We start from the raw sequence: 20,925 nt of genomic DNA on the forward strand, positions 1-20,925 counted from the left end.
GTTGAGTTCTCAAGGATCGGACGCACCCACAAACCAGCTCACACCAGTCCACAGGGCAACTTCTCTATCTTACACACTTGGCTCCGGCTTGTCAAGCAAGCTGTCGGAAATTCGTGGAAGATCCTGTTGCTTCCCGGCCTCTCGGCTCAGGGCAACTTCTCCATCTTACACACTCTGTTCCAGGCTGTCAAGCAGTCCGTCAGAACTTCGTGGAAGATGATGCCGCCTCCGCCTTTCGGCCCGAGGCAACTTCTCTACCTTACACACTCTGTTCCAGGCTGTCAAGCAGTCCGTCAGAACTTCGTGGAAGATCCTGTTGCGCCGACCTTTCGAGCCGAGGCAACCTGTTTACCTTACACACTCTGTTCCAGACTGTCAAGCAGTCCGCAGAACTTCGTGGAAGATCGTGCTGGTCCCTCGCCTTCCGGCTCAGGGCAACTAGAGCAGCTTATGAGGGCGCGGACCGGAGCGTCAAATGTCCGGCACCCCGGGCGTGTCAGCCGACAGCGACGAGCGCAGCAGCGCCCACCAGGGGACCGGTAGCGCCCAGCGCGGAACGGACCACGCGGGTGCGGCGGACGAAGTCGACGCCGGCGCGCTCGACAAGAGCCCGCTGAACCAGGTCCACATAGTCCTCCGACACCTGGGAGAACCCACCACCGATCGCCACGACGTCCAGATCCAGCAGCGCGCTCGCGTCGGCCAGCGCACTGCCCACCGCGGACGCCGAGCGCATGATCGCCGCCCGGGCGACCGTGACGCCGGCAGCCGCGTCGCGCGCCAGATCCTCGCCTGTCCCGCCGTCCCACCCCTGGGCGCGTGCCCAGGCGACGCTGCCCGGCCCGGCGGCGACCTCTTCGAGGGTGAGTCCCTCATTGCTGCGGACCTGCCCGATGTGACCGGCGTTGCCGCTGCCTCCTGCCATCAGGCGTCCGTCGTGCACGATCCCGCCGCCCACTCCGGTGGAGACCACCATCGACAACGACGTGCGCGCGTCCCGTGCCGCACCGAAGCGGCTTTCCGCCAGGGCGAGGGCCCCGCCGTCGTGGCCGACCACGACGGGGGTCCGGACGGCGAGGCCCGCCGCGCCCAGTGCATCCCGGATCGCCTGACGCAACGAGAAACCCTGCAGTGCCGGCATGTTCACCGGGAAGATCGTGCCAGCGGCATCGCCCGGGCCGGCGCTGGCCACACCGGCGCCCGCGACGGCGACACCGTGCGCGGCGGCGAGGGCTTCCGCCACGAGCTCGCCGAGCGCCACGCCCAGGAGGTCGGGGGTGATGTCCCGGCCGGTGGGACGCCGGTGGCGCGAGCCGACGACGACACTGCCGTCCGGGCGGACCAGCGCCGCCTCGATCTTGGTACCGCCCAGGTCGATCGCGAGCACCGGTGCGTCTGCCTCGACGCCGGCGCCCGGAGTCTCCGTCGCGGTCATGCTCGTGGTCACTGAGCCGGCAGCCCGAGGTCGTCGAGGTCGATCGCGGCACGCCACAGCAGCCCGGCGTCCTCGACCGCGGCCTGAGCGCCGGTCTTGCGATCCACGATCACCGCGACGGCCACGACATCGGCGCCTTCCCGGCGCAGCGCGTCCACGGCGGCGAGGGCGGATTGACCGGTCGTCGAGGTGTCCTCGAGCACCACGACGCGCTTGCCCGCGACATCGGCGCCCTCCACCTGGCGCCCGCGCCCGTGGTCCTTCGGCTCCTTGCGCACCACGAATGCGTCGAGCGGTGTCCCCTCGGCGACGGACGCGTGCATCACGGCGTTCGCGATCGGGTCTGCGCCCAGCGTCAGACCGCCGACGGCGACGGCGTCGAGGTCGGCGACGAGGTCGAGCATGATGCGCCCGATCGCCGGAGCCGCACGATGATCGAGCGTCAGCCGGCGCATGTCCACGTAATACGTGGCCTTCTTCCCGCTCGACAGCGTGAAGTCGCCGTGGAACACCGCCTCATCCTGGATGAGGGCGATGAGCGCCTGGCGCTCGGCTTCGAGTTCGGGGAGGCTCGCGATCACTCCCTCATCCTAGGAGTTCCGAGCGCCGTCAGGAACGCCGGATGCCGCCACCGGCGCATCCGTCCCCGGCGGGCGTCAGAGCCCGGTTTATATGATGTCTGATGCGGTGCACCGCCATCCCGACGGCACGCACAGCAGGGAGACGGACGGAGAAGCCATGGCCGGCACGCGTGCGCGACGCCCGCAGCTGCCCGATGAGGTCGCCGCACATGTCCGCGAGCTGATCTTCTCCGGCTCGGTGCGCCCGGGCGACTATCTGCGCCTGGAGCCGATCGCCGAGTCCCTCGGCGTGAGCACCACGCCCGTGCGCGAGGGCCTGCTCCGTCTCCGCGCCGAAGGTCTGGTGCGGCTCGAGCCGCGCCGCGGGTTCGCGATCGAGGAGATCCGGCCGGAAGACGTGCGCGATCTGTTCTGGGCTCAGGCGCAGATCGCCGGAGAGCTCACGGCCAGGGCGGCACTGCGGATGACGCCGGAACAGCTCGCCGCGCTCGAGGAGGCGCAGGAGCGCTTTCTCACCGCCGCAGACGAGGACGCCACCGGACGAGAAGGGCACCACTTCCACCGCATCATCAACCAGTCCGCTGACTCGCCGCGCCTCGCCGGTATCCTCGGCGGGCTCGCACGCCACTTCCCCACCCGTTTCTACGCGACGCTGGAGGGGCAGGGCGAAGATGGCGGCGACCATCCGGTGATCCTCGAGGCGATCCGCGCACGCGATGCCGCGGCTGCGCGGGACGCGATGATGCGGCACACGCTCGGCCGCTCGGCGCACCTCGTCGAGCTGCTGCGCGACCGGGGTTTCTGGGCGGAGCGGCCGCTCCCGTCGCTCGCGGGCACCGACGGTTCGGCGTAGCGTGGCGGCGAGGGTGCACGACCGCGCCCGCCGCTGCACCACGAAGGAGTTGCCGTGCTCGACCTCGATCCTTACGCCGCCCTCGCCGGGCTGCGGGAGTTCCCCCCGCTCACTCTGGTCAGCCCCGACTTCGCCGACGGCGAGGCACTGCCCGTGACCGCATGGTCCGCCGACCGCGGTGGCGCTGATCGCTCCCCCGCGCTCTCGTGGTCTGGCGTTCCGGCCGGCACCCGCAGCCTGGCGCTGTCCTGCCTGGACCCCGACGCCCCTACGGGATCGGGCTTCTGGCACTGGGCCGTCTACAACCTGCCCGCCGATCTGCAGGCCCTTCCCGCGGGCGCAGGCGACGGAGCTCCTGGTCTGCTTCCGGCGGGCGCGGTGACCCTGCCGAACGAGCTGCGCACGGAGCGTTACATCGGTGCTGCACCGCCCGCCGGCACCGGTGTGCACCGCTACATCTTCGTCCTCGACGCGCTCGACGTCGACGCGCTCGACCTTCCCGCGGGGTCCACACCGGCGGTGCTCGGCTTCAACCGCCACTTCCACACGCTCGCCCGCGGCATCCTGACCGGCACCGGCGACCCCGCGGAGCGCTGACACCCCGGCCGGCCGGCCCGGGGCGGAGACCACGGCCGGCATAAAGTGGGACCATGCGTCTGGTCACCTGGAACGTCAACTCCGTCCGCGCCCGTGTGGCGCGGATCGTCGATTTCGCCGTTCGCGAAGACGTCGACGTGCTCGCCATGCAGGAGATCAAGTGCAAGCCGGAGCAATTCCCCTACGCCGCCTTCGAGGAGGCCGGCTACGAGGTGGCGGTGCACGGCTTGAACCAGTGGAACGGCGTCGCCATCGCCAGCCGCCTCCCCCTGGATGATGTCCAGACGTCGTTCGCCGGGCAACCGGGGTTCAAGAAGGGCTATGACGGCCCCGATGCTCCGCTGGAGGCCCGCGCCCTCGGGGCGACGATCGACGGGGTGCGGGTATGGAGCCTGTACGTGCCCAACGGCCGCGCCCTGGACGATCCGCACTACCAGTACAAGCTGCGCTGGCTCGATGCGCTGCGCGCGGCCACCGCGGCCGAGCTCGCCGCGAAACCGGATCTGCCGCTCGCCCTCGTGGGCGACTTCAACATCATTCCCTTCGACGAGGACAACGGGGATCCTGAGATCGTGGCGGGTGTCTCGACCCATGTCTCCGAACCGGAGCGCGCCGCCTTCTTCGCGCTCGAGGGCGCCGGGCTGACGGATGTCGTCCGGCGCCTGCTGCCCACCGGCTACACCTACTGGGACTATCAGCGACTCAAGTTCCCGCGCAACGAGGGCATCCGCATCGACTTCGTCCTCGGCTCATCCGCCCTCGCCGGTGCGGTCACGGCTGCGGCCATCCACCGCGACGAGCGCAAGGGCGACCAGCCCAGCGATCACGTCCCGGTGGCCGTCGATCTGACCCTGGACTCCGGCGACGAGGACGACGACCTGCCGATGATCTTCGCCTGACCGTCGTCGTCAGGCCGGCGGGCCACCGGCGGCGGCTGCCGCGTCCATGTGGAAGAACTCCAGGATGTTCCCGTCCGGGTCATCGACGGCGCGCGAGTACATGAACCCGAGGTCCTGCGGCGGGCGCCCTTCCCGACCCCCCGCTGCGATGGCTGCGCCGACCACCGCGTCGACCTCGGCCCGCGAGTCGCGGGAGAAGGCGACGAGGGCCTGCACGGCGGTGTGCGGGTCGATGATCTGCTTGTCGGTGAACTGCGAGAAGTGCGCGTGCGTGAGCACCATGAAATAGGTGCTCTCATCCCAGATGAGACATGCGGCGTTCTCATCGGAGAACGCCGGGTTGATGGTGCAGCCGAGCGCCTCGTAGAAGGAGACGCTGCGCGGGAGATCGGTGGTGGTGAGGTTGACGAAGATCATGGCGTGCTCCCGTTCCGGCGTCCGATGCCGACGGAGCGATCCTCCTCGCACGGCGCACGTGTGTCAACGGCGTGCCGGAACGCCGGTGCGGATCCGTCCCGCGACGGATGACGGATGTCGCCGTCCGGCCCTAGCGTTGAGGGATGACCGAGATCCAGCGCGTGCCGACCCCAGAGAACCTGAGGCGCGACATGGTGCTCGCGGGCGCGCTGCTCGTGGGCGGCATCCTGAGCGCGGCGCTGACAGCGATCGCACAGTTCTACGGCGACCAGCAGGCGCCGCTGTGGATGGCGCTGGTCTACGTGGCGGCGGTGACCGCTCCGCTCGCGGTCCGGCGTCGCTGGCCCGCGACGGTGGCGATCATCGTCGCGGTCGTCTTCTTCTGCGGGGTCACGCTGCACGTGCCGGAGATCTACGTGGGGAACATCGCCATGTTCATCGGGCTCTACACGGTGGGCGCCTGGATGGGCAACCGTGCGCGCGCGATGATCGTTCGCGTCACGATCACGATCGGCATGTTCATCTGGCTGTTCGTCTCGGTGTTCCGCGACGCCACGTCGCTCGCCGACGAAGCAGATGTCGTCGCCGGGGCGATGTCGCCGTTCGTGGCGTTCATGATGCTGCAGATCCTGCTCAACGTGCTCTACTTCGCCGGCGCTTACTACTTCGGCGAGCGGGCATGGGCGCAGGCACAGGAACGCGGCGCCCTGGAACGGCGGACCGCCGACCTCGAGCGGGAACGCGCGGTGACCGCGGCGCAGGCGGTGGCTCTCGACCGCGTGCGGATCGCTCGCGAACTGCACGACGTCGTCGCCCATCATGTCTCGGTGATGGGCGTGCAGGCCAGTGCGGCCCGCGCGGTGCTCGCGATCGACCCCGGCGCTGCGTCGGCAGCGCTGGCCGACATCGAGCGCTCGTCCCGCGAGGCCATCGACGAGCTCCACCATCTGCTGGAGACCCTGCGCACGTCCGACGACGCCGAGACGGACTCCGCGTCCACCCTCGGCCTGGACGATGTGCCGCGCCTCATCGAGGCGTCGAACGCGGCCGGTCTCCCCACGACCTACACCGTGGTGGGACAGCCCGTGCCGGTGCCCTCCGTCGTCGCGGTGAACCTGTACCGGATCGCCCAGGAGTCCCTGACGAACGCTCGGCGTCACGCCGGGCCTGGCGCGACGGCCCATGTGCGCGTGCGACACGGCGACGATGCCGTCGAGCTCGAGATCGTCAACACCGGGCGCCCCGTCCTCGCCCCGCGCTCGGGGCTCGGTCAGCTCGGCATGCGCGAGCGGGCGCTCGCATCGGGCGGCACGATCGAGATCGGCCCGCGAGAACGCGGCGGCTTCCGGGTCCGGGTGCACGTGCCGCGCCTTCCCGCAGCACCCCCGACCCGCCGTCGCGGGGAGGCGGTGAGCGCATGAGCATCCGCGTCGTGCTCGTCGACGATCACGCGCTGCTGCGCGCGGGGTTCCGCACGATCCTGTCGACCCAAGCCGATATCGAGGTGGTCGGCGAAGCCGCCACCGGCGCGGAGGCCGTGAGCGTCGCGTCCGCGCTCCGCCCCGACGTGATCTGCATGGACGTGCAGATGCCGGACATGGACGGGATCGAGGCGACCCGGCGCATCGTCGCAGACCCCGCCGTCGCCGCAGCGATCGCGATCGTCACGACCTTCGCGCGCGACGACTATCTGTTCGCCGCGCTGGACGCCGGTGCCAGCGGCTTCCTGCTGAAGAACGCCGGGCCGGAGGCCCTGATCTCGGCGGTGCGCGTGCTGGCAGCGGGGGACGGCATGCTCGCTCCCGAGATGACAGGGCGGGTACTCGATCGCTTCCGCGGCGGCGCGCCGGAGACGGAGGCCGCCTCTCCCCTCGCCCTCGCAGAACCCCTCACCGAGCGCGAGGCCGAGGTGCTGCGCCTGGTGGCAGAGGCGCGCAGCAACGCGGAGATCGCCGCCGCGCTGTTCATCGGGGAGGCCACGGTGAAGACCCACGTCTCGCGCATCCTCCAGAAGCTCGGCGCCCGCGACCGCGTGCAGGCCGTCGTGCTCGCGCACCGGCACGGAATGGCCTAGCCACGATCAGACGACCGCCTTCCGGGGGATGCGCTCGACCGAGGAATCCGCCCTGCGGGGGATGTCCGGTCCGTACTCGGGTTTCTAGCCTGGGTCTATGCGAGCACAACCGATCGAACTCACCGGCATCAGCAAGAGCTACGGCTCGCGCCCGGTGCTCTCCGACGTCTCGTTCCAGGTGGCCCCCGGGCGCCTGACCGGGTTCATCGGCGGCAACGGCGCAGGCAAGACCACGACCATGCGCATCATTCTCGGGCTGCTGGCGCAGGACGCCGGCACGGTCACCCGCGGGGGCACGCCGCTCAGCGCCGCGGATCGCCGGTTGTTCGGCTACATGCCGGAGGAACGCGGCCTCTATCCGAAGATGAAGGTCCTCGAGCAGGTGGCGTACCTCGCCCGCCTCCACGGCTACACGAAGGAGGACGCCACCGCCAAGGCCGCCGCTCTCTTGGAGCAGCTCGACCTCGGCGAGCGCATGAACGACAACATCGAGGCGCTGTCGCTGGGCAATCAGCAGCGCGCCCAGATCGCCGCGGCCCTCGTCCATGACCCGGAGGTCCTCATCCTCGACGAGCCGTTCTCTGGCCTGGACCCGATCGCGGTCGAGACCGTGGTCTCCGTGCTGCAGCAGCGCGCGGCACAGGGCGTCTCCGTGCTGTTCTCCTCGCACCAGCTCGACGTGGTCGAGCGCCTGTGCGACGACGTGGTGATCATCGCCGGCGGCACGATCCGTGCAGCCGGAGAACGCGAGCACATCCGCCAGCAGCACTCCGCTCCGCGCTGGGAGCTGCGCAGCACCGGTGACCTGGGCTGGATCCGCACGGAGCCCGGCATCAGCGTCATCGACTTCGAGGGCGGCGCTGTCGTCTTCGACGCAGAGGACCCCGAGGTCGCCCAGCGCGCGCTCCGCCGCGCCCTCACGGAGGCGGATGTCACCGCCTTCGGTCAGCAGCAGCCGACGCTCTCCCAGATCTTCAAGGAGGTCATCCAGTGACCACGACAACCGCGCCCGCCCCGCTGTCCACGCCGCAGGCGGTGTGGCTCGTCGCCGAACGGGAGATGAGCACCAAGCTGCGCAGCAAGGCGTATCTGATCTCCGCCGCGATCCTGCTGGTCCTCGCGCTCGGCGGAGTGATCTGGATGGGCATCGCCGGCAACACCACCGGCACGACCACGGTCGCCGTGACAGGCCAGGCCGCATCGGCGCTGCAGGACTCCCCCCTGATCGAGACCACCGAGGTCTCCGACCGCGCCGCAGCCGAGCTGCTGGTGCGCGACGGAGAGGTGGACGCTGCCGTCGTCAGTGACCCGGCATCCCCCACCGGCCTGGTGGTGATCGCGATGGACTCCGCACCGGAACAGCTCGTCGCCCTGCTGTCGCAGGCGCCCCCCGTGGAACTGCTCGATGCCACAGACGACGGCGGACCACTGCGCTACATCCTCAGCCTGATCTTCGGCATGGTGTTCATGTTCGCCGGGATCAGCTTCGGGTCACCGATCACGACGAGCGTCGTCGAGGAGAAGCAGACCCGTGTGATCGAGATCCTGCTGTCCACGATCTCCGCTCGCGTGCTGCTGGCCGGCAAGGTGCTCGGCAACGCGGTCCTCGCGATCGGCCAGATCCTGCTGCTCGCTGCCGTCGCCGTGACCGGGCTCATCGTGACCGGTCAGAACACGGTGCTGCAGTCGCTGGGCGCTCCGATCGTCTGGTTCGCGGTGTTCTTCCTGTTCGGCTTCGTCCTGCTGGCGGCGATGTTCGCCGCCGCGGGGGCGCTCGTCTCCCGCCAGGAGGACACCGGCGCGACCCTCACGCCCGTGATGTGGCTGGTGATGCTGCCGTACTTCCTGGTGCTCTTCCTGGGCGACAACCCGGTGGCGATGACGATCATGTCGTACGTGCCGTTCTCGGCACCGGTCGCGATGCCGATCCGGCTGTTCTTCGGCGACGCGCAGTGGTGGGAGCCGCTCGTGGCGCTCGCTGTGCTGATCGCCGCGTGCGCGCTGGTGATCGCTCTCGGCGCGAAGATCTACTCCAACTCGCTGCTGCGCATGGGGGCGCGCGTCAAGCTCCGTGATGCGCTGAAGGGCTGACGCCCGCGGCGAAGCACCCGGCCCGGTGGGAGATGCGACATCTCCCACCGGGCCGGGTGCTTCGCGAGGACGGCGGCGCCGGCCGATCAGCCCGCCGCGAGCTCCTCGGCACGGCGCACCGCGGCGGCGGTCGCCGCGTCGACGATGCGCCCGGTGCCCTCGGCCTCGAACACCTCGATGGCAGCTTGCGTGGTGCCGCCAGGGCTCGTGACCTGGCGGCGTAGCTCTGCCGGGTCCTCTCCGGTGGCGTCGAGGAGAGCGACGGAGCCCCGAACGGTGCCGTGCACCAGCCGGCGGGCGTCCTCGGGTGAGAAGCCGCGCGCCACCGCCGCGTCGACGAGCTTCTCGATGAAGAAGAAGACGTAGGCCGGCCCAGACCCCGAGATGCTGGTGAGCGGATCGATCATGGGCTCCGGCACCTCGATCACATCGCCGATCGTGGCGAACAGCGTGGCCGTTCGCGCCACGTCCGTGGCCGAAGCGCGCGACCCCGCGGCGATCCCGGTGACGCCGGACCGAACCCGGGCCGGCGAGTTCGGCATCACGCGTACCACCGCGACATGCTCAGGGACGAGTGCCTCGATCGCGGCGGTCGGCACCCCGGCGGCGACGCTGACGAGCGTGGTTCCGGGCGAGAAACGGGGCCCGAGCTCACTCAGCAGCGCCGAGAGCTGCTGAGGTTTGACCGCAACGATCACGACCGACGATCCGGCGATGGCCGTGGCGTTGGCCTCGGGGTCGGCCGATCCGTCGAAACCGGTGACGCCGGGCAGCGCGTCGAGCTCGGCGATGCGCTCCGGCCACGCGTCGGAGACCCGAATGCCACCGGGAAGCTCGATGCCGGATTCGATGAGGCCGCGGACGATCGCGCCGCCCATCGCCCCGACGCCGAGAACCGTTACGTCGTGCACGGCTGCGTGTTCCATGACTCCACCCTATTTCCTGTCGGTCGTGTCGATGCCCGTCCCGGCACGGCGTCAGATCACGCCGTCGGCGATCTCTGTCGGGTTGCCGAAGCGATGGTTGGTGATCGACACAGCCTGCTCCCGGTAGAACGGCAGGAGCTCCACCCGTCCGGCCGCGGTCACCGCGTGATCCCACACGGCGATGTCCGGAGTGCCGTCTGTCGCTGCGGCGAGCGCCTGCGCATCGCCCCCGACCAAGCGGATCCGGCGCCAACCCTGCTCCGTGCCGAGGCGGCGCAGCCAGGTGGGGTCGTTCTCCGCGCGGACGCTGACCCCGGCGGCGCGCAGCGCAGCGCGCACCGGCTTGGGCAGGTCGGCGGCGGACACGGTGAACGGGCTGCCGCTGGCAAGACCAGCGGCGATCACACGCAGCGCCTCGACCAGCGGCGCCCCCGCGGCGATGCGGATGTCGACGTCTGCCGGGCGGTACCGGAAGACGTTGCGCTCGACCCCCAGGCCGGACACATCGACGACAGCGTCGAACTCGTCGACCAGCGCGCGCGCATCCGACCCGACCGCTGCCGCCAGCCAGGCGTACTCCGCGGGGTCGAGCAGGCCGGAGGCTGCCCGCAGCAGGGCCGCGATCTGCTCAGAAGCGGCCCGGTCCGCGTCCGGACGCCCGAGCGCGACGTCCGCGGGTGTCCACCCGCCGAGCCCGAACAGGTAGTTCGGCCCGCCCGCCTTGGCGCCCGCGCCCACCGCGGAGCGCTTCCAGCCGCCGAACGGCTGACGCTGCACGATCGCCCCGGTGATCCCCCGGTTCACGTAGAGGTTGCCCGCTTCGGCCCGGTCGATCCAGGTGGCGATCTCCGCGTTCTCCAGCGAGTGCAGGCCGGCGGTGAGACCGTAGTCGACGGCATTCTGCAGACGGATCGCCTCGTCGAGGTCCGTGGCGTGCATGATGCCGAGCACGGGGCCGAAGAACTCGGTCAGGTGGGTACGGGAGCCCGGCCGCACACCGGTCTTCACCCCCGGAGACCACAGCCGTCCCGCGTCGTCGAGCTGCCGCGGCTCGACCAGCCATCGCTCCCCCTTGTCGAGACGGGTGAGGGCGTCGAGCAGTTTGCCGGTAGCCGGCTCGATGATCGGGCCCATCTGGGTGCTCGGGTCGGCCGGGTAGCCGACCGCCATCGAGGTCACGGCATCGACGAGCTGACGCTCGAAACGCTTCGACTCGGCCACAGACCCCACCAGGATCGCCAGCGACGCTGCGGAGCACTTCTGCCCGGCGTGGCCGAAGGCGCTGCGGGCGACGTCCGCCGCGGCGAGGTCGAGGTCGGCCGACGGCGTGACGATGATCGCATTCTTGCCGCTCGTCTCCGCCAGGAGCGGCAGATCTGGTCGGAACGAGCGGAACAGCTGGGCGGTCTCATAGGCGCCGGTGAGGATGACCCGGTCGACCTGCGCCGCAGACACCAGCTGGGTGCCGAGGTCGCGGGAGCCGAGATCGACCAGCGCCAGCAGGTCGCGCGGCACACCGGCGGCCCAGAGCGCTTCGACCATCACCGCCCCGCAGCGCTGCGTAAGCTTGGCGGGCTTGATGATCACACCGGATCCAGAGGCCAGACCGGCCAGCACGCCGCCCGCCGGGATCGCGACGGGGAAGTTCCACGGCGGGGTCACGACCGTCACCCGGGAGGGGACGAAGGTCGCGCCGTCGATCTCCTCCAGATCCCGCGCACGCTCGGCGTAGTAGTGGGCGAAGTCGATCGCCTCGCTGACCTCGGGGTCGGCCTCCGCGATCGTCTTGCCGCCCTCGTGCGCCATGATCTCCAGCAGCTGGCCGCGCCGGGCCGCGAGCTCATCCCCGGCACGGTGCAGGACCGCTGCCCGGTCGGCGGCGGGGAGCGCCGCCCACCGCTCTGCCGCGGAGGAGACGCGCGCGAACACGGCGTCGAGCTCGGCCGCGGTCGTGATCGATGCCGCCGTGATCGCGTCCTTCCCGAGCCGGGTGTCGCGTGAACGCTCCAGGATGTCTCGGCCCCACGCCCGGTTCGGAGCGAGCGCCGGATCGCTGTCCGGCTCATTGCCGAACCCCGCTGCGGCGGAGCGCTCCGCGGGCTCCTCCGCCGCACGATCCTGGGTGCGGTTCGGCGCCGGCGTCTGGCCGGACGGGTCGAGCGCGGCGAGCGAGCGCTCGAAACGCTCCCGCTCGCGGTCGAACAGCGCCCGGTCCGCGCTGAGCTCGAACACGGCGGACATGAAGTTCTCGGTGCTCGCGTTCTCCTCCAGCCGGCGCACGAGGTACGCGATCGCGACGTCGAACTCCGCCGGGTTCACCACCGGGGTGTAGAGGAGGAGACCGCCCACGTCCGCACGGACCGCCTCGGCCTGCCCGGTGGCCATGCCCAGCAGCATCTCGAACTCGATCGCGTCCGATACCCCGCGCTGCTCCGCGAGAAGCCACGCGTAGGCGACGTCGAAGAGGTTGTGACCCGCGACGCCGATGCGCACGGCATCCGTGCGCGCGGGCGTCAGCGACCACTCCAGCACGCGCTTGTAGTTGGTGTCGCTGTCCTGCTTGGTCGCGTACGTGGCGACCGGCCAGCCGTGGATCGCCGCATCGACATGCTCCATGGCGAGGTTCGCGCCCTTCACCACGCGGACCTTGATCGGCGCCCCGCCGGCGGCGCGGCGAGCGGCCGCCCACTCCTGGAGATGCTGCATCGCCCCCAGGGCGTCGGGCAGGTAGGCCTGGAGCACGATGCCGGCTTCGAGATCTTCGAGGCCGGGCTGGTCCAGGATCGCCGTGAAGGCCGCGATCGTGAGGTCGAGGTCGCGGTACTCCTCCATGTCGAGGTTGATGAACTTGCGGTGGCCCGCCTTCTCCGCCTCGGCGGCGAGACGGTACAGCGGGGTCAGCCGGGTCACGACGTCTTCGACCGCCTCGTCGAACGCCCACATCGACAGCTGGCTCACCACGCTCGACACCTTGATGGAGACGTAGTCGACGTCGTCCCGCGCGAGGAAGTCGTACGTGCCCTGCAGGCGGCGAGCCGCCTCGCGCTCCCCGAGCACGGCTTCGCCCAGCAGATTCAGGTTGAGCCGGACGCCGCTGCGCCGCAGCCGGGCGATCGCACGGCCGAGCCGGTCCGGGGTGGCATCGAGCACGAGGTGGCCGACCATCGCGCGCAGCACCCGCCGGGCGATCGGCACGACGACGCCGGGCATGACCGGCGCAAGCGCGCCGCCGAGACCGATGGCACGTCGCAGCGTCCACGGCAGCAGCGCCGGGGTGATGCGGGAGAGCTCCGCCAGGCGATGCCCGGCGACCCTGAGGTCTTCCGGGCGCATGACGCCGTCGACGAAGCCGACCGTGAACGCGAGGCCGTTGGGGTCTTTCAGAACCTCGGCGAGACGCTGGGCCGCAGGCTCGACCCGGTGGGTCTCGGCCTTCTTCAGCCACCGTTCGACGAGGGCGGTCACCTCGGCGGTCGAGGGGGATGCCGTCTGTGCGGTCGCGGTCGGTGAGGCGGTCATGGCGGTGCTCCTATGGCGAGGTGGGGCCCGGCGCGACGTCCCGGCCCGCCGGGCCGGGTGCATACGGCGCCGTATACCTGGCCATCATGGGGCGGCGGGGTATGGTTCGTCTATCAAACGATTCCGACGCTAATCGTTAAGTTCTGCTGAACAGTCTGGAGACGGAGAATGCTCGACGCCCGCCGCCTGCGCGTTCTCGTCGAACTCAGCCGTCTCGGCACGCTCACGGCCGTCGCCGACGCGCTCTCCTACAGCCGCGCCGCCGTCTCGCAGCAGCTCAGCGCCCTCGAACGCGATGTCGGGGCCCCGCTGCTCACACCGGTCGGCCGGGGCGTCCAGCTGACCCCGCAGGCCGAGATCCTGGTGGCGCACGCCCGCGACATCCTGGACCGCCTGGAAGACGCCGAGATCGCGGTGGCCCGCTCCCGGGGCGCGACCGTCGGAACCATCAGGATCGCCGCGCTGCAGACCACGATGCACGCGCTCCTTCCCCCCGCGCTCGCGCTGCTCGCCGAACGACACCCCGGGCTGCGCGTCGAGGTCGCCGAGCATGAGCCGGAACACGGGCTCGAGGCCGTGCTCGCCCGCGAGGCCGACATCGCCCTCGCCGAGCAGTATCCCGGGCGCGCGCGGCGACCCCGCCTCGAGCTCGATCAGGTGCCGCTCGTCTCCGATGCCATCCTGCTCGCGCGCCCTCCCGGCTCCCCGCCGATCGCCGATGCCGCCGCGGCGCTCCGCTCGGCCCGCCATACCCCCTGGGTGCTCGAGCCCGCCGGGACGGTGACGCGCGAGTGGGCGGAGCAGCTCTGCCGATCGGCGGGGTTCGAGCCAGACGTGCGCTACGAGGCCGCCGACCTCACCGCCCATATCCGGTTCGTCCGCGCCGGGCTCGCGGTCGGGCTGCTGCCGCAGATGGTGTGGGCAGGCGATGCCCCGACCGTTCCGGTGGGCGAGCTGCCCGGCGCTCCGCGCCGCGAGATCTTCTCCTCTGCGCGTCGTGTGTCCAACGACGCCCCGGCGATCCTGGCCGTGCGGGCGGCGCTGGCCGACGCGGCGGCCGCTGTGCTGTCCGCCTAGCGGCGGCCGCGGAGACGCAGCGCACCCCGCGCGGCGGAAGCCGCGCGGGGTGCGCTGTTCTGGCGAGGGTCAGTCCTCTTCGATGACGGCCTCGACCACATCATCGTCCGGAGCGTCCGCCGCCGCCGGGGCGCCCTCACTGGTGAGCACGAGCCCGGAGCCGTCTGCCGCCAGGTCGACCCGAACCATGTCGCCGTCGTGGACCCCGCCGGAGAGCAGGGCCGTCGCGAGGCGGTTCTGCGCCTCGTTCTGGATGAGACGACGCAGCGGTCGCGCACCGTAGATGGGGTCGTACCCGCGCTCGGCCAGCCAGGCGCGGGCGTCCGGGGTGACGGCGAGAGTGAGCCGGCGGTCGCGCAGCCGCTGCTGCAGCGCGTCCACCGAGAGCTCCACGATCTGGGCCAGATCGTCCTGGGTGAGCCCGTTGAACATCACGATCTCGTCGAGACGGTTCAGGAACTCCGGACGGAACGCCTGGCGCACCAGCGCCATGACCTGCTCGCGCTTCTCCTCCGGGGAGAGCGTCGGGTCGACGAGGATCGGCGAACCGAGGTTGCTCGTGAGGATCAGGATGACGTTCGAGAAGTCGACCGTCCGCCCCTGACCGTCGGTCAGCCGACCGTCGTCGAGCACCTGCAGCAGCACGTCGAACACCTCGGGGTGGGCCTTCTCGACCTCGTCGAGGAGCACCACGGTGTACGGACGCCGACGAACCGCCTCGGTCAGCTGCCCGCCCTGCTCGTAGCCGACGTATCCGGGAGGGGCACCGACCAGCCGGGAGACCGAGTGCTTCTCGCCGTACTCCGACATGTCGATGCGGACCATCGCATGCTCGTCGTCGAAGAGGAACTCCGCCAGGGCCTTGGCCAGCTCGGTCTTGCCGACGCCGGTCGGGCCGAGGAACAGGAACGAGCCGGTCGGGCGGCCGGGGTCGCTGATACCGGCACGGGAGCGGCGGACCGCGTCCGACACGGCCTTGACGGCGTCCTTCTGTCCGATCAGGCGCTTGCCGAGCTCGCCCTCGAGGTGGAGCAGCCGCTCGGACTCGCCCTGCAGGAGCTTGCCCACCGGAATCCCGGTCCACGCTGCGATGACACCGGCGATGTCCTCGTCGGTGACCTGCTCGTTGACCATCCGCCCCTCGGCGGACCCCTGCGCCTCGACCTGCTCGGCTTCGGCGATGTCGCGCTCCAGGCGCTTGATCGTCTCGTACTCGAGCTTGGAGGCGCGGGTATAGTCGGCCTGCCGCATCGCGAGGTCGCGCTGGGTGATGGCGTCGTCGAGCTGCTTCTTCAGCTCACCCACTCTGTTGAGCCCCTGACGCTCGCGGGCCCAGCGCTCCTCGAGACCGGCGAGCTCCTTCTCCATCTCGCCGAGCTGCTCGCGCAGGTGACCGAGGCGCTCCTTCGACGCGTCGTCCTTCTCCCGCTTGAGGGCGAGCTCCTCGAGCCGCATCCGGTCGACCTGGCGCTTGAGCTGGTCGATCTCGACCGGCGAGGAGTCGATCTCCATCTTGAGCCGCGACATGGCCTCATCGATGAGGTCGATCGACTTGTCCGGCAACTGCCGGCTGGGCAGGTAGCGATTGGAGAGAGCAGCGGCGGCCACCAGCGCGCTGTCGGAGATGGTCACCCCGTGGTGCGCCTCGTAGCGGCCCTTGAGACCGCGCAGGATCGCGACGGTGTCCTCGACGCTCGGCTCTCCGACGTACACCTGCTGGAACCGGCGCTCGAGCGCGGCGTCCTTCTCGATGAACTCGCGGTACTCGTTGAGCGTCGTCGCACCGATCATGTGCAGCTCGCCGCGCGCCAGCATGGGCTTGAGCATGTTCGACGCCGCGACGGAGCCCTCTCCGCCACCCGCTCCCATGAGCACGTGGAGCTCATCGATGAACGTGATGATCCGGCCGTCCGACTCGGTGATCTCCTTGAGCACCTGCTTCAGGCGCTCCTCGAACTGACCGCGATACATGGCACCGGCCACGAGCGCGGAGATGTCGAGCGAGATGAGCTCTTTGTCCTTGAGTGATTCGGCCACGTCTCCGGCGACGATGCGCTGCGCGAGCCCTTCGACCACGGCGGTCTTGCCGACGCCGGGTTCACCGATCAGCACGGGATTGTTCTTCGTGCGGCGGGTGAGCACCTGACTGACCCGCCGGATCTCGTTGTCCCGCCCGATCACCGGGTCGAGCTTGCCCTGGCGGGCGCGGTCTGTGAGGTTGATTCCGAACTGCTCGAGCGCGCTCTGCTGCTCTTCGCCCGGGGCGCCGGGGGCGTTGGTCATGCGTTCCTCCTGGTGGGTTCTCCGGTCAGGTCAAGTAAACTTGAGTTAGGACGGCTCAACTTTACCATGCCCCCTCGTCGCCGTCGAGTGTTCCCGCCCAGAGCTCTCCGCACGAATGCAGGCAAACAGCACCAGAACAGGCACCTCCGAGGCGGAACGGCCTGTTCCGGTGCTGGCAGCCTGTTCTGAGGCGGTGCGTCATGGCGCCGGAGCGACCTCGGGCGCACAGCTGAACATCGCGCGATAGGCGGTGGGACTCGTGCCGAGCACCCGCGCGAAGGCCTGGCGCAGCACCGCAGCCGAGCCGAAACCGCACTCCTGCGCGATGCGGTCGACGCCGTGCTCGGTGCGCTCCAGCAGCCGCTGCGCCTGGATCACCCGCTGCCGCGTGAGCCATGCCCCCGGCGTCGCCCCGACCTCCGCTTTGAAGCGCCGCGCGAAGGTGCGCGGAGACATATGCGCGCGCGCAGCGAGCCGGTCGACCGAAAGCTCGCCGCGCAGGTTCTCGATCGCCCAGTCGACGACCTCCGAGAGGGACGCCCCCGGGTCGACCGGGATCGGCCGGTCGATGTACTGCGCCTGCCCGCCGTCGCGCTGCGGCGGGACGACCATGCGCCGCGCGATCCGATTGGTGAGCTCGGCGCCGAGCTCGATGCGCAGGACAGACAGGCACGCATCGATGCCCGCGGCCGTTCCTGCGCTGGTGACGATGCGACCGTCGTGGACGAACAGGACATCGGGATCGACCTCGATGAGCGGAAAGCGTTCGGCCAGGAGGTCGGCATACATCCAGTGGGTCGTCGCGCGGCGGCCGTCGAGCACACCGGCCGCGGCGAGCGCGAACGCTCCGCTGCACTCGGCGATCACCCAGGCACCCCGGTCGGCCGCCCGCCGGATCGCGGCGAGCACGCGCTGGTCGATGTCATCCCACCCGCCGCGCTCGATGGGCGCGACGACCACGACATCGGCGTCGTCGGCGAAGGAGAGGTCGCCGACACCCGCGAGAGTGAGCCCGTGCCGCGCCCGGACGGCGCCCGGATCCGGCGCGACCGCGCGGAAGTCGAAGTTCGGAACGCCGTCGTCGGTGCGATCGAGGCCGAAGACCTCGCACGCGATGCCGAACTCGAACATCGAGAACCCGGGGAGGACGATGCAGGCCACGGTCTTCATCGACGGCGCTCCTTCCGCGGCATCCGTTCGGACGCTTGGCAGTTTTCTTTCGAATGATGTCGATCATGCCACTCGTGGCGGAAAACAACCATCCATAGCATTTCTGCCATGATCCTTCTCCTCGTCATCAGCGCCCTCGCCGCGTGGGGAATCGCGGCGACCATCGTGGAGGTGTGCCGACGCGGCCCCCGCGCCATCGCCACGGACTGGAGCCGCGTTCCGGACGACCATCGGCGCCGCACCGTCCGCCGCTGAGGGCCGTCCGCCGCTGAGGGCCGCCCGTCGCTGAGGGCCGCCCGTCGCTGAGGGCCGCCCGTCGGGGTGGCGTCTCCACCGCTCTCCTGCCCCGCTGCCGCGCCCGTCAGCGCAGCACGCGCTGGTATACCTCGAGCATCGCGTCGGTCCGGCTCGACTGGCGGAACTGCGCGGCGACGTCGACGTCGGGCGACGGGGCACGCCCGGCGGAGATGTCCGCCACCGCATGCCGCAGGGTCGCGATGAGCGCGGCCACCCGCGTGCTCTCGGCAGGATCAGAACCGTCGGCGCCGGCGGACCAGCATCCGCCGCGCAGCTCACCGGCGATATCCGGGTCGCTCACGATCGCCGGGGTGCCGAGGGTCGCAGCCTCGAAGACCGTCATCCCCTGGGTCTCGAACCCGATCGAGGTCTGCACCACCGCATCGGCTGCCGCGATGCGTTCCAGCGTGCGGGCGTAGGGCAGAGGTCCCGCGAAGCGGATGCCGTCGTGACCGGCGGCCATCCGCTCGGCCGCGGCACGCTGACCGCCACCGCCGATCACCTCGATGTCCGCGTCGATCCCCGATGCGATGACGGCCTCGAGAAACGGCAGCAGACGTTTCTCCGGGCTCATCCGGCCGATCCACACCAGACGCGGCCGGCCGGCGGGTCGTGCGGCCGGGGCGGCGGTGAGCACCTCTTCTCGGATGTCGTCGTCGATGCCGTTCCACACCACGTCCACCGCCGGGGCGACCCCGTTGCGCTCGAGCCGGCGGGCGAAATGGGCCGACGGCGCGGTGACCGCGGCAGAACCGGCCGCAAGACCACGCAGGTACGCCCAGCCGTCGTGCCCCGCAGCGCCGCCGATCGACGCGCGACGCCACAGGTTCAGCGCGGCGAGGGCTGGGCGATGCAGCGGTGTGACCGCCGCGAGGCCGACGTCCACCCGGTTGTGCATGGTGTGCACCACCGGCACCCCGTGCCGACGCGCCCAGCGATGACCGATGAACGCGCCCCAGAAGTCGGCCTGCACGTGCACGAGGTCGACCGGCGGCCGGCCGGCGAGACGATGCTCGTGGAGCGCGAGATCGAGGAACACGTCGCTGCGCCGACCTGGCCAGGACATCGCATACTCGCGGTCCGGCGTGATCGGGACCGAGGGGAGGTCGAGGTATCCGGGATCGGACGCGCGCCCGCGAGCGCCGTGCAGCCGCGGGGCGACGACCGTGACGGTGTGACCGGCACGCTCGAGATAGCGGCGCTGCAGCCGCATCGACACCTGCGCGCCGCCGAGCGACTCCAGATGCTGGTCCGCGAAGAAGACGACGTGCATGGCGGCCTACGCGGGCAGCGGCTCGTCGCGGTACAGGGCCTCGAACGTGTCGAGCGTGCGGTTGATGTCGTGCACGACCACGCCCGCCAGGGATGCCCGCTGCATCCGCTCGTACTCGGCGGGCTCCGCGGTGAGCACATCGGTCAGACGCGCGGCGAGCGCGTCCACGTCTCCGGGCGGGAACAGGTAGCCGTTCTCGCCGTCGTGCACCAGGTGCGGCAGAGCGACCGCGTCGGCGGCGACGACCGGCAGTGCGGATGCCATCGCTTCCATCGTCGCGATGGACTGCAGCTCGGCGATCGACGCGATCGCGAACACGCTCGCACGGGAGTACAGCTCCCGGAGGTCCTCGTCCGAGACGCGGCCGTGGAACCGCACCCGATCGCCCAGGCCGAGATCGCGCGCCAGGCCCTCGAGGGCCTTGCGCTGATCCCCGCCGCCGACGACGTCGAACGTCACGGCCAGCGCCGGGTCGAGCTTCGCGAGAGCCCGCAGGATGACCTCGATCTGCTTCTCGGCGGTGAGCCGACCGACGAAGATGATGCGGTTGCGCTCGCGCGGGCCGACCACCGGGGCATACCGCGAGGCATCGATGCCGCAGCTGATCGGGACGACGCTCGAGACGTCGATGGTGCTCTCCAGGAAGTCAGCCGCCCGGCGGGTGGGTGTCGTGACCGCCCGCGTCAGCGCGAAGGTCCGCGCTGCGTCCGCCCAGGCCATCCGGATCGCCCAGTTGGCGATCACCGCGGGCAGCGCCGTGTGGTCGAGGATGTTCTCGGCCATCACGTGGTTGGTCGCGATGACGGGGATCCCGCGCTGATGCGCGATGCGGGAGAGGCCGCGGCCGATCACGATGTGCGACTGGATGTGCACGACATCGGGCTGGACACGATCGAGCACTCGGCGGGCGTAGTGCTTCGCGCGCCAGGGCCACACGAAGCGCAGCCAATCGTGCGGCGCCCAGCGCACCGACGGCAGGCGGTGCAGGGTCATCGGCTCGCCCTCGATCACCTCGGTCGCCGGTTCCGCCCGACGGTAGCGGCGGTTGGGCGCGACGACGTGCACGTCATGTCCGCGCTGGACGAGGCCGGCGGCCAGTCGCTCGGCGAAACGGGCGGCGCCGTTCACATCGGGCGCGAAGGTGTCGCATCCGATGAGGATCTTCAGCGGGCGCGACGGGTCGGCCGGCTGTTCGTGGCTGCGCTTCGGTTCCGAGCTCGGATGATCTCCGGGAGACGTCACGGATGGTCACCTTTTCCGGAAGTGTGGCTGGGGCGCCCTGGTTGGGCGCTGTCACTCTACCCGAGCCATCCTGCGGTGCGCCCGAGGCAAGCCGGTCGGCCAAAAGGTGACGGCCGGACGGGCTTCGACCGGATGCCCCGGCACGGAACAGGGCCCCGGCACGGAACAGGCCAGGGCATCCGTTCAGCCCG

General features: G+C 70.6%; 18 protein-coding genes. 9 read left to right on the forward strand and 9 right to left on the reverse strand.

The window, feature by feature from the left end:
• Nucleotides 1–496 precede the first annotated feature (496 nt).
• Nucleotides 497–1,435 (reverse strand): ROK family protein, encoded by a 939-nt coding sequence (locus tag AC3RXY_RS08265; protein ID WP_491510432.1) that lies wholly within the window; start codon nucleotides 1,433–1,435, stop codon nucleotides 497–499.
• Between the two features lie 8 nt (nucleotides 1,436–1,443).
• Nucleotides 1,444–2,016, reverse strand: a complete 573-nt coding sequence (gene pyrE, locus AC3RXY_RS08270) for an orotate phosphoribosyltransferase (RefSeq protein WP_491510433.1) — start codon at nucleotides 2,014–2,016, stop codon at nucleotides 1,444–1,446.
• Between the two features lie 157 nt (nucleotides 2,017–2,173).
• On the opposite strand from pyrE, the gene AC3RXY_RS08275 reads away from it, so the two are divergent.
• Genes AC3RXY_RS08275 through AC3RXY_RS08285 form a run of 3 tightly spaced genes read left to right on the forward strand, consistent with a single transcriptional unit; the run spans nucleotide 2,174 to nucleotide 4,365 of the window.
• On the forward strand, nucleotides 2,174–2,869 hold the full coding sequence (locus AC3RXY_RS08275) for a GntR family transcriptional regulator (RefSeq protein WP_498224580.1): 696 nt from the start codon (nucleotides 2,174–2,176) through the stop codon (nucleotides 2,867–2,869).
• A 54-nt stretch (nucleotides 2,870–2,923) separates the two neighbouring features.
• Entirely contained in the window at nucleotides 2,924–3,466 is a 543-nt protein-coding gene (locus AC3RXY_RS08280; protein WP_491510435.1) for a YbhB/YbcL family Raf kinase inhibitor-like protein, read from the forward strand.
• Between the two features lie 53 nt (nucleotides 3,467–3,519).
• Nucleotides 3,520–4,365: an exodeoxyribonuclease III gene (locus AC3RXY_RS08285; protein WP_491510436.1), complete on the forward strand. Its 846-nt coding sequence runs from the start codon at nucleotides 3,520–3,522 to the stop codon at nucleotides 4,363–4,365.
• A gap of 9 nt (nucleotides 4,366–4,374) precedes the next feature.
• Here AC3RXY_RS08285 and AC3RXY_RS08290 read toward each other — a convergent pair whose 3' ends face one another.
• Nucleotides 4,375–4,782: a VOC family protein gene (locus tag AC3RXY_RS08290; protein ID WP_491510437.1), complete on the reverse strand. Its 408-nt coding sequence runs from the start codon at nucleotides 4,780–4,782 to the stop codon at nucleotides 4,375–4,377.
• Between the two features lie 143 nt (nucleotides 4,783–4,925).
• Between AC3RXY_RS08290 and AC3RXY_RS08295 the strand changes: the two genes are divergently transcribed.
• From AC3RXY_RS08295 to AC3RXY_RS08310, 4 genes are all read left to right on the forward strand, one after another.
• Complete coding sequence (locus tag AC3RXY_RS08295) at nucleotides 4,926–6,203, forward strand: sensor histidine kinase (RefSeq protein WP_491510438.1); 1,278 nt, start codon at nucleotides 4,926–4,928, stop codon at nucleotides 6,201–6,203.
• Entirely contained in the window at nucleotides 6,200–6,856 is a 657-nt protein-coding gene (locus AC3RXY_RS08300) for a response regulator (protein WP_491510439.1), read from the forward strand. The genes AC3RXY_RS08295 and AC3RXY_RS08300 overlap by 4 nt, the downstream gene beginning before the upstream one ends.
• A gap of 97 nt (nucleotides 6,857–6,953) precedes the next feature.
• Nucleotides 6,954–7,850, forward strand: coding sequence for an ABC transporter ATP-binding protein (locus AC3RXY_RS08305; protein WP_491510440.1), 897 nt, complete (start codon nucleotides 6,954–6,956; stop codon nucleotides 7,848–7,850).
• Complete coding sequence (locus tag AC3RXY_RS08310; RefSeq protein ID WP_491510441.1) at nucleotides 7,847–8,947, forward strand: ABC transporter permease; 1,101 nt, start codon at nucleotides 7,847–7,849, stop codon at nucleotides 8,945–8,947. The genes AC3RXY_RS08305 and AC3RXY_RS08310 overlap by 4 nt, the downstream gene beginning before the upstream one ends.
• 86 nt (nucleotides 8,948–9,033) lie before the next feature.
• Here AC3RXY_RS08310 and proC read toward each other — a convergent pair whose 3' ends face one another.
• Nucleotides 9,034–9,873 (reverse strand): pyrroline-5-carboxylate reductase, encoded by an 840-nt coding sequence (proC, locus tag AC3RXY_RS08315; protein WP_491510442.1) that lies wholly within the window; start codon nucleotides 9,871–9,873, stop codon nucleotides 9,034–9,036.
• Between the two features lie 51 nt (nucleotides 9,874–9,924).
• Complete coding sequence (locus AC3RXY_RS08320) at nucleotides 9,925–13,392, reverse strand: proline dehydrogenase family protein (protein ID WP_491510443.1); 3,468 nt, start codon at nucleotides 13,390–13,392, stop codon at nucleotides 9,925–9,927.
• Nucleotides 13,393–13,560: 168 nt separating this feature from the next.
• Here AC3RXY_RS08320 and AC3RXY_RS08325 point away from each other — a divergent pair, with 168 nt between their 5' ends.
• Nucleotides 13,561–14,469 (forward strand): LysR family transcriptional regulator, encoded by a 909-nt coding sequence (locus tag AC3RXY_RS08325; RefSeq protein ID WP_491510444.1) that lies wholly within the window; start codon nucleotides 13,561–13,563, stop codon nucleotides 14,467–14,469.
• Nucleotides 14,470–14,538: 69 nt separating this feature from the next.
• Here AC3RXY_RS08325 and AC3RXY_RS08330 read toward each other — a convergent pair whose 3' ends face one another.
• Complete coding sequence (locus tag AC3RXY_RS08330; protein ID WP_491510445.1) at nucleotides 14,539–16,752, reverse strand: ATP-dependent Clp protease ATP-binding subunit; 2,214 nt, start codon at nucleotides 16,750–16,752, stop codon at nucleotides 14,539–14,541.
• A gap of 198 nt (nucleotides 16,753–16,950) precedes the next feature.
• The gene (locus AC3RXY_RS08335; protein WP_491510446.1) at nucleotides 16,951–17,922 is read right to left on the reverse strand and encodes a GlxA family transcriptional regulator; all 972 of its coding nucleotides are present in this window, start codon (nucleotides 17,920–17,922) and stop codon (nucleotides 16,951–16,953) included.
• Between the two features lie 108 nt (nucleotides 17,923–18,030).
• On the opposite strand from AC3RXY_RS08335, the gene AC3RXY_RS08340 reads away from it, so the two are divergent.
• A complete protein-coding gene (locus AC3RXY_RS08340) occupies nucleotides 18,031–18,177 on the forward strand; it encodes a hypothetical protein (RefSeq protein ID WP_491510447.1) in 147 nt (48 codons plus the stop codon).
• 106 nt (nucleotides 18,178–18,283) lie between these two features.
• Here the strand turns inward: AC3RXY_RS08340 and AC3RXY_RS08345 are convergent, their stop codons facing one another.
• Nucleotides 18,284–19,492: a glycosyltransferase gene (locus AC3RXY_RS08345; RefSeq protein WP_491510448.1), complete on the reverse strand. Its 1,209-nt coding sequence runs from the start codon at nucleotides 19,490–19,492 to the stop codon at nucleotides 18,284–18,286.
• Nucleotides 19,493–19,498: 6 nt separating this feature from the next.
• Nucleotides 19,499–20,734, reverse strand: coding sequence for a glycosyltransferase (locus AC3RXY_RS08350; protein ID WP_491510449.1), 1,236 nt, complete (start codon nucleotides 20,732–20,734; stop codon nucleotides 19,499–19,501).
• Nucleotides 20,735–20,925 lie beyond the last annotated feature (191 nt).

The sequence above is a fragment of the Microbacterium longlingense genome (assembly GCF_058349825.2).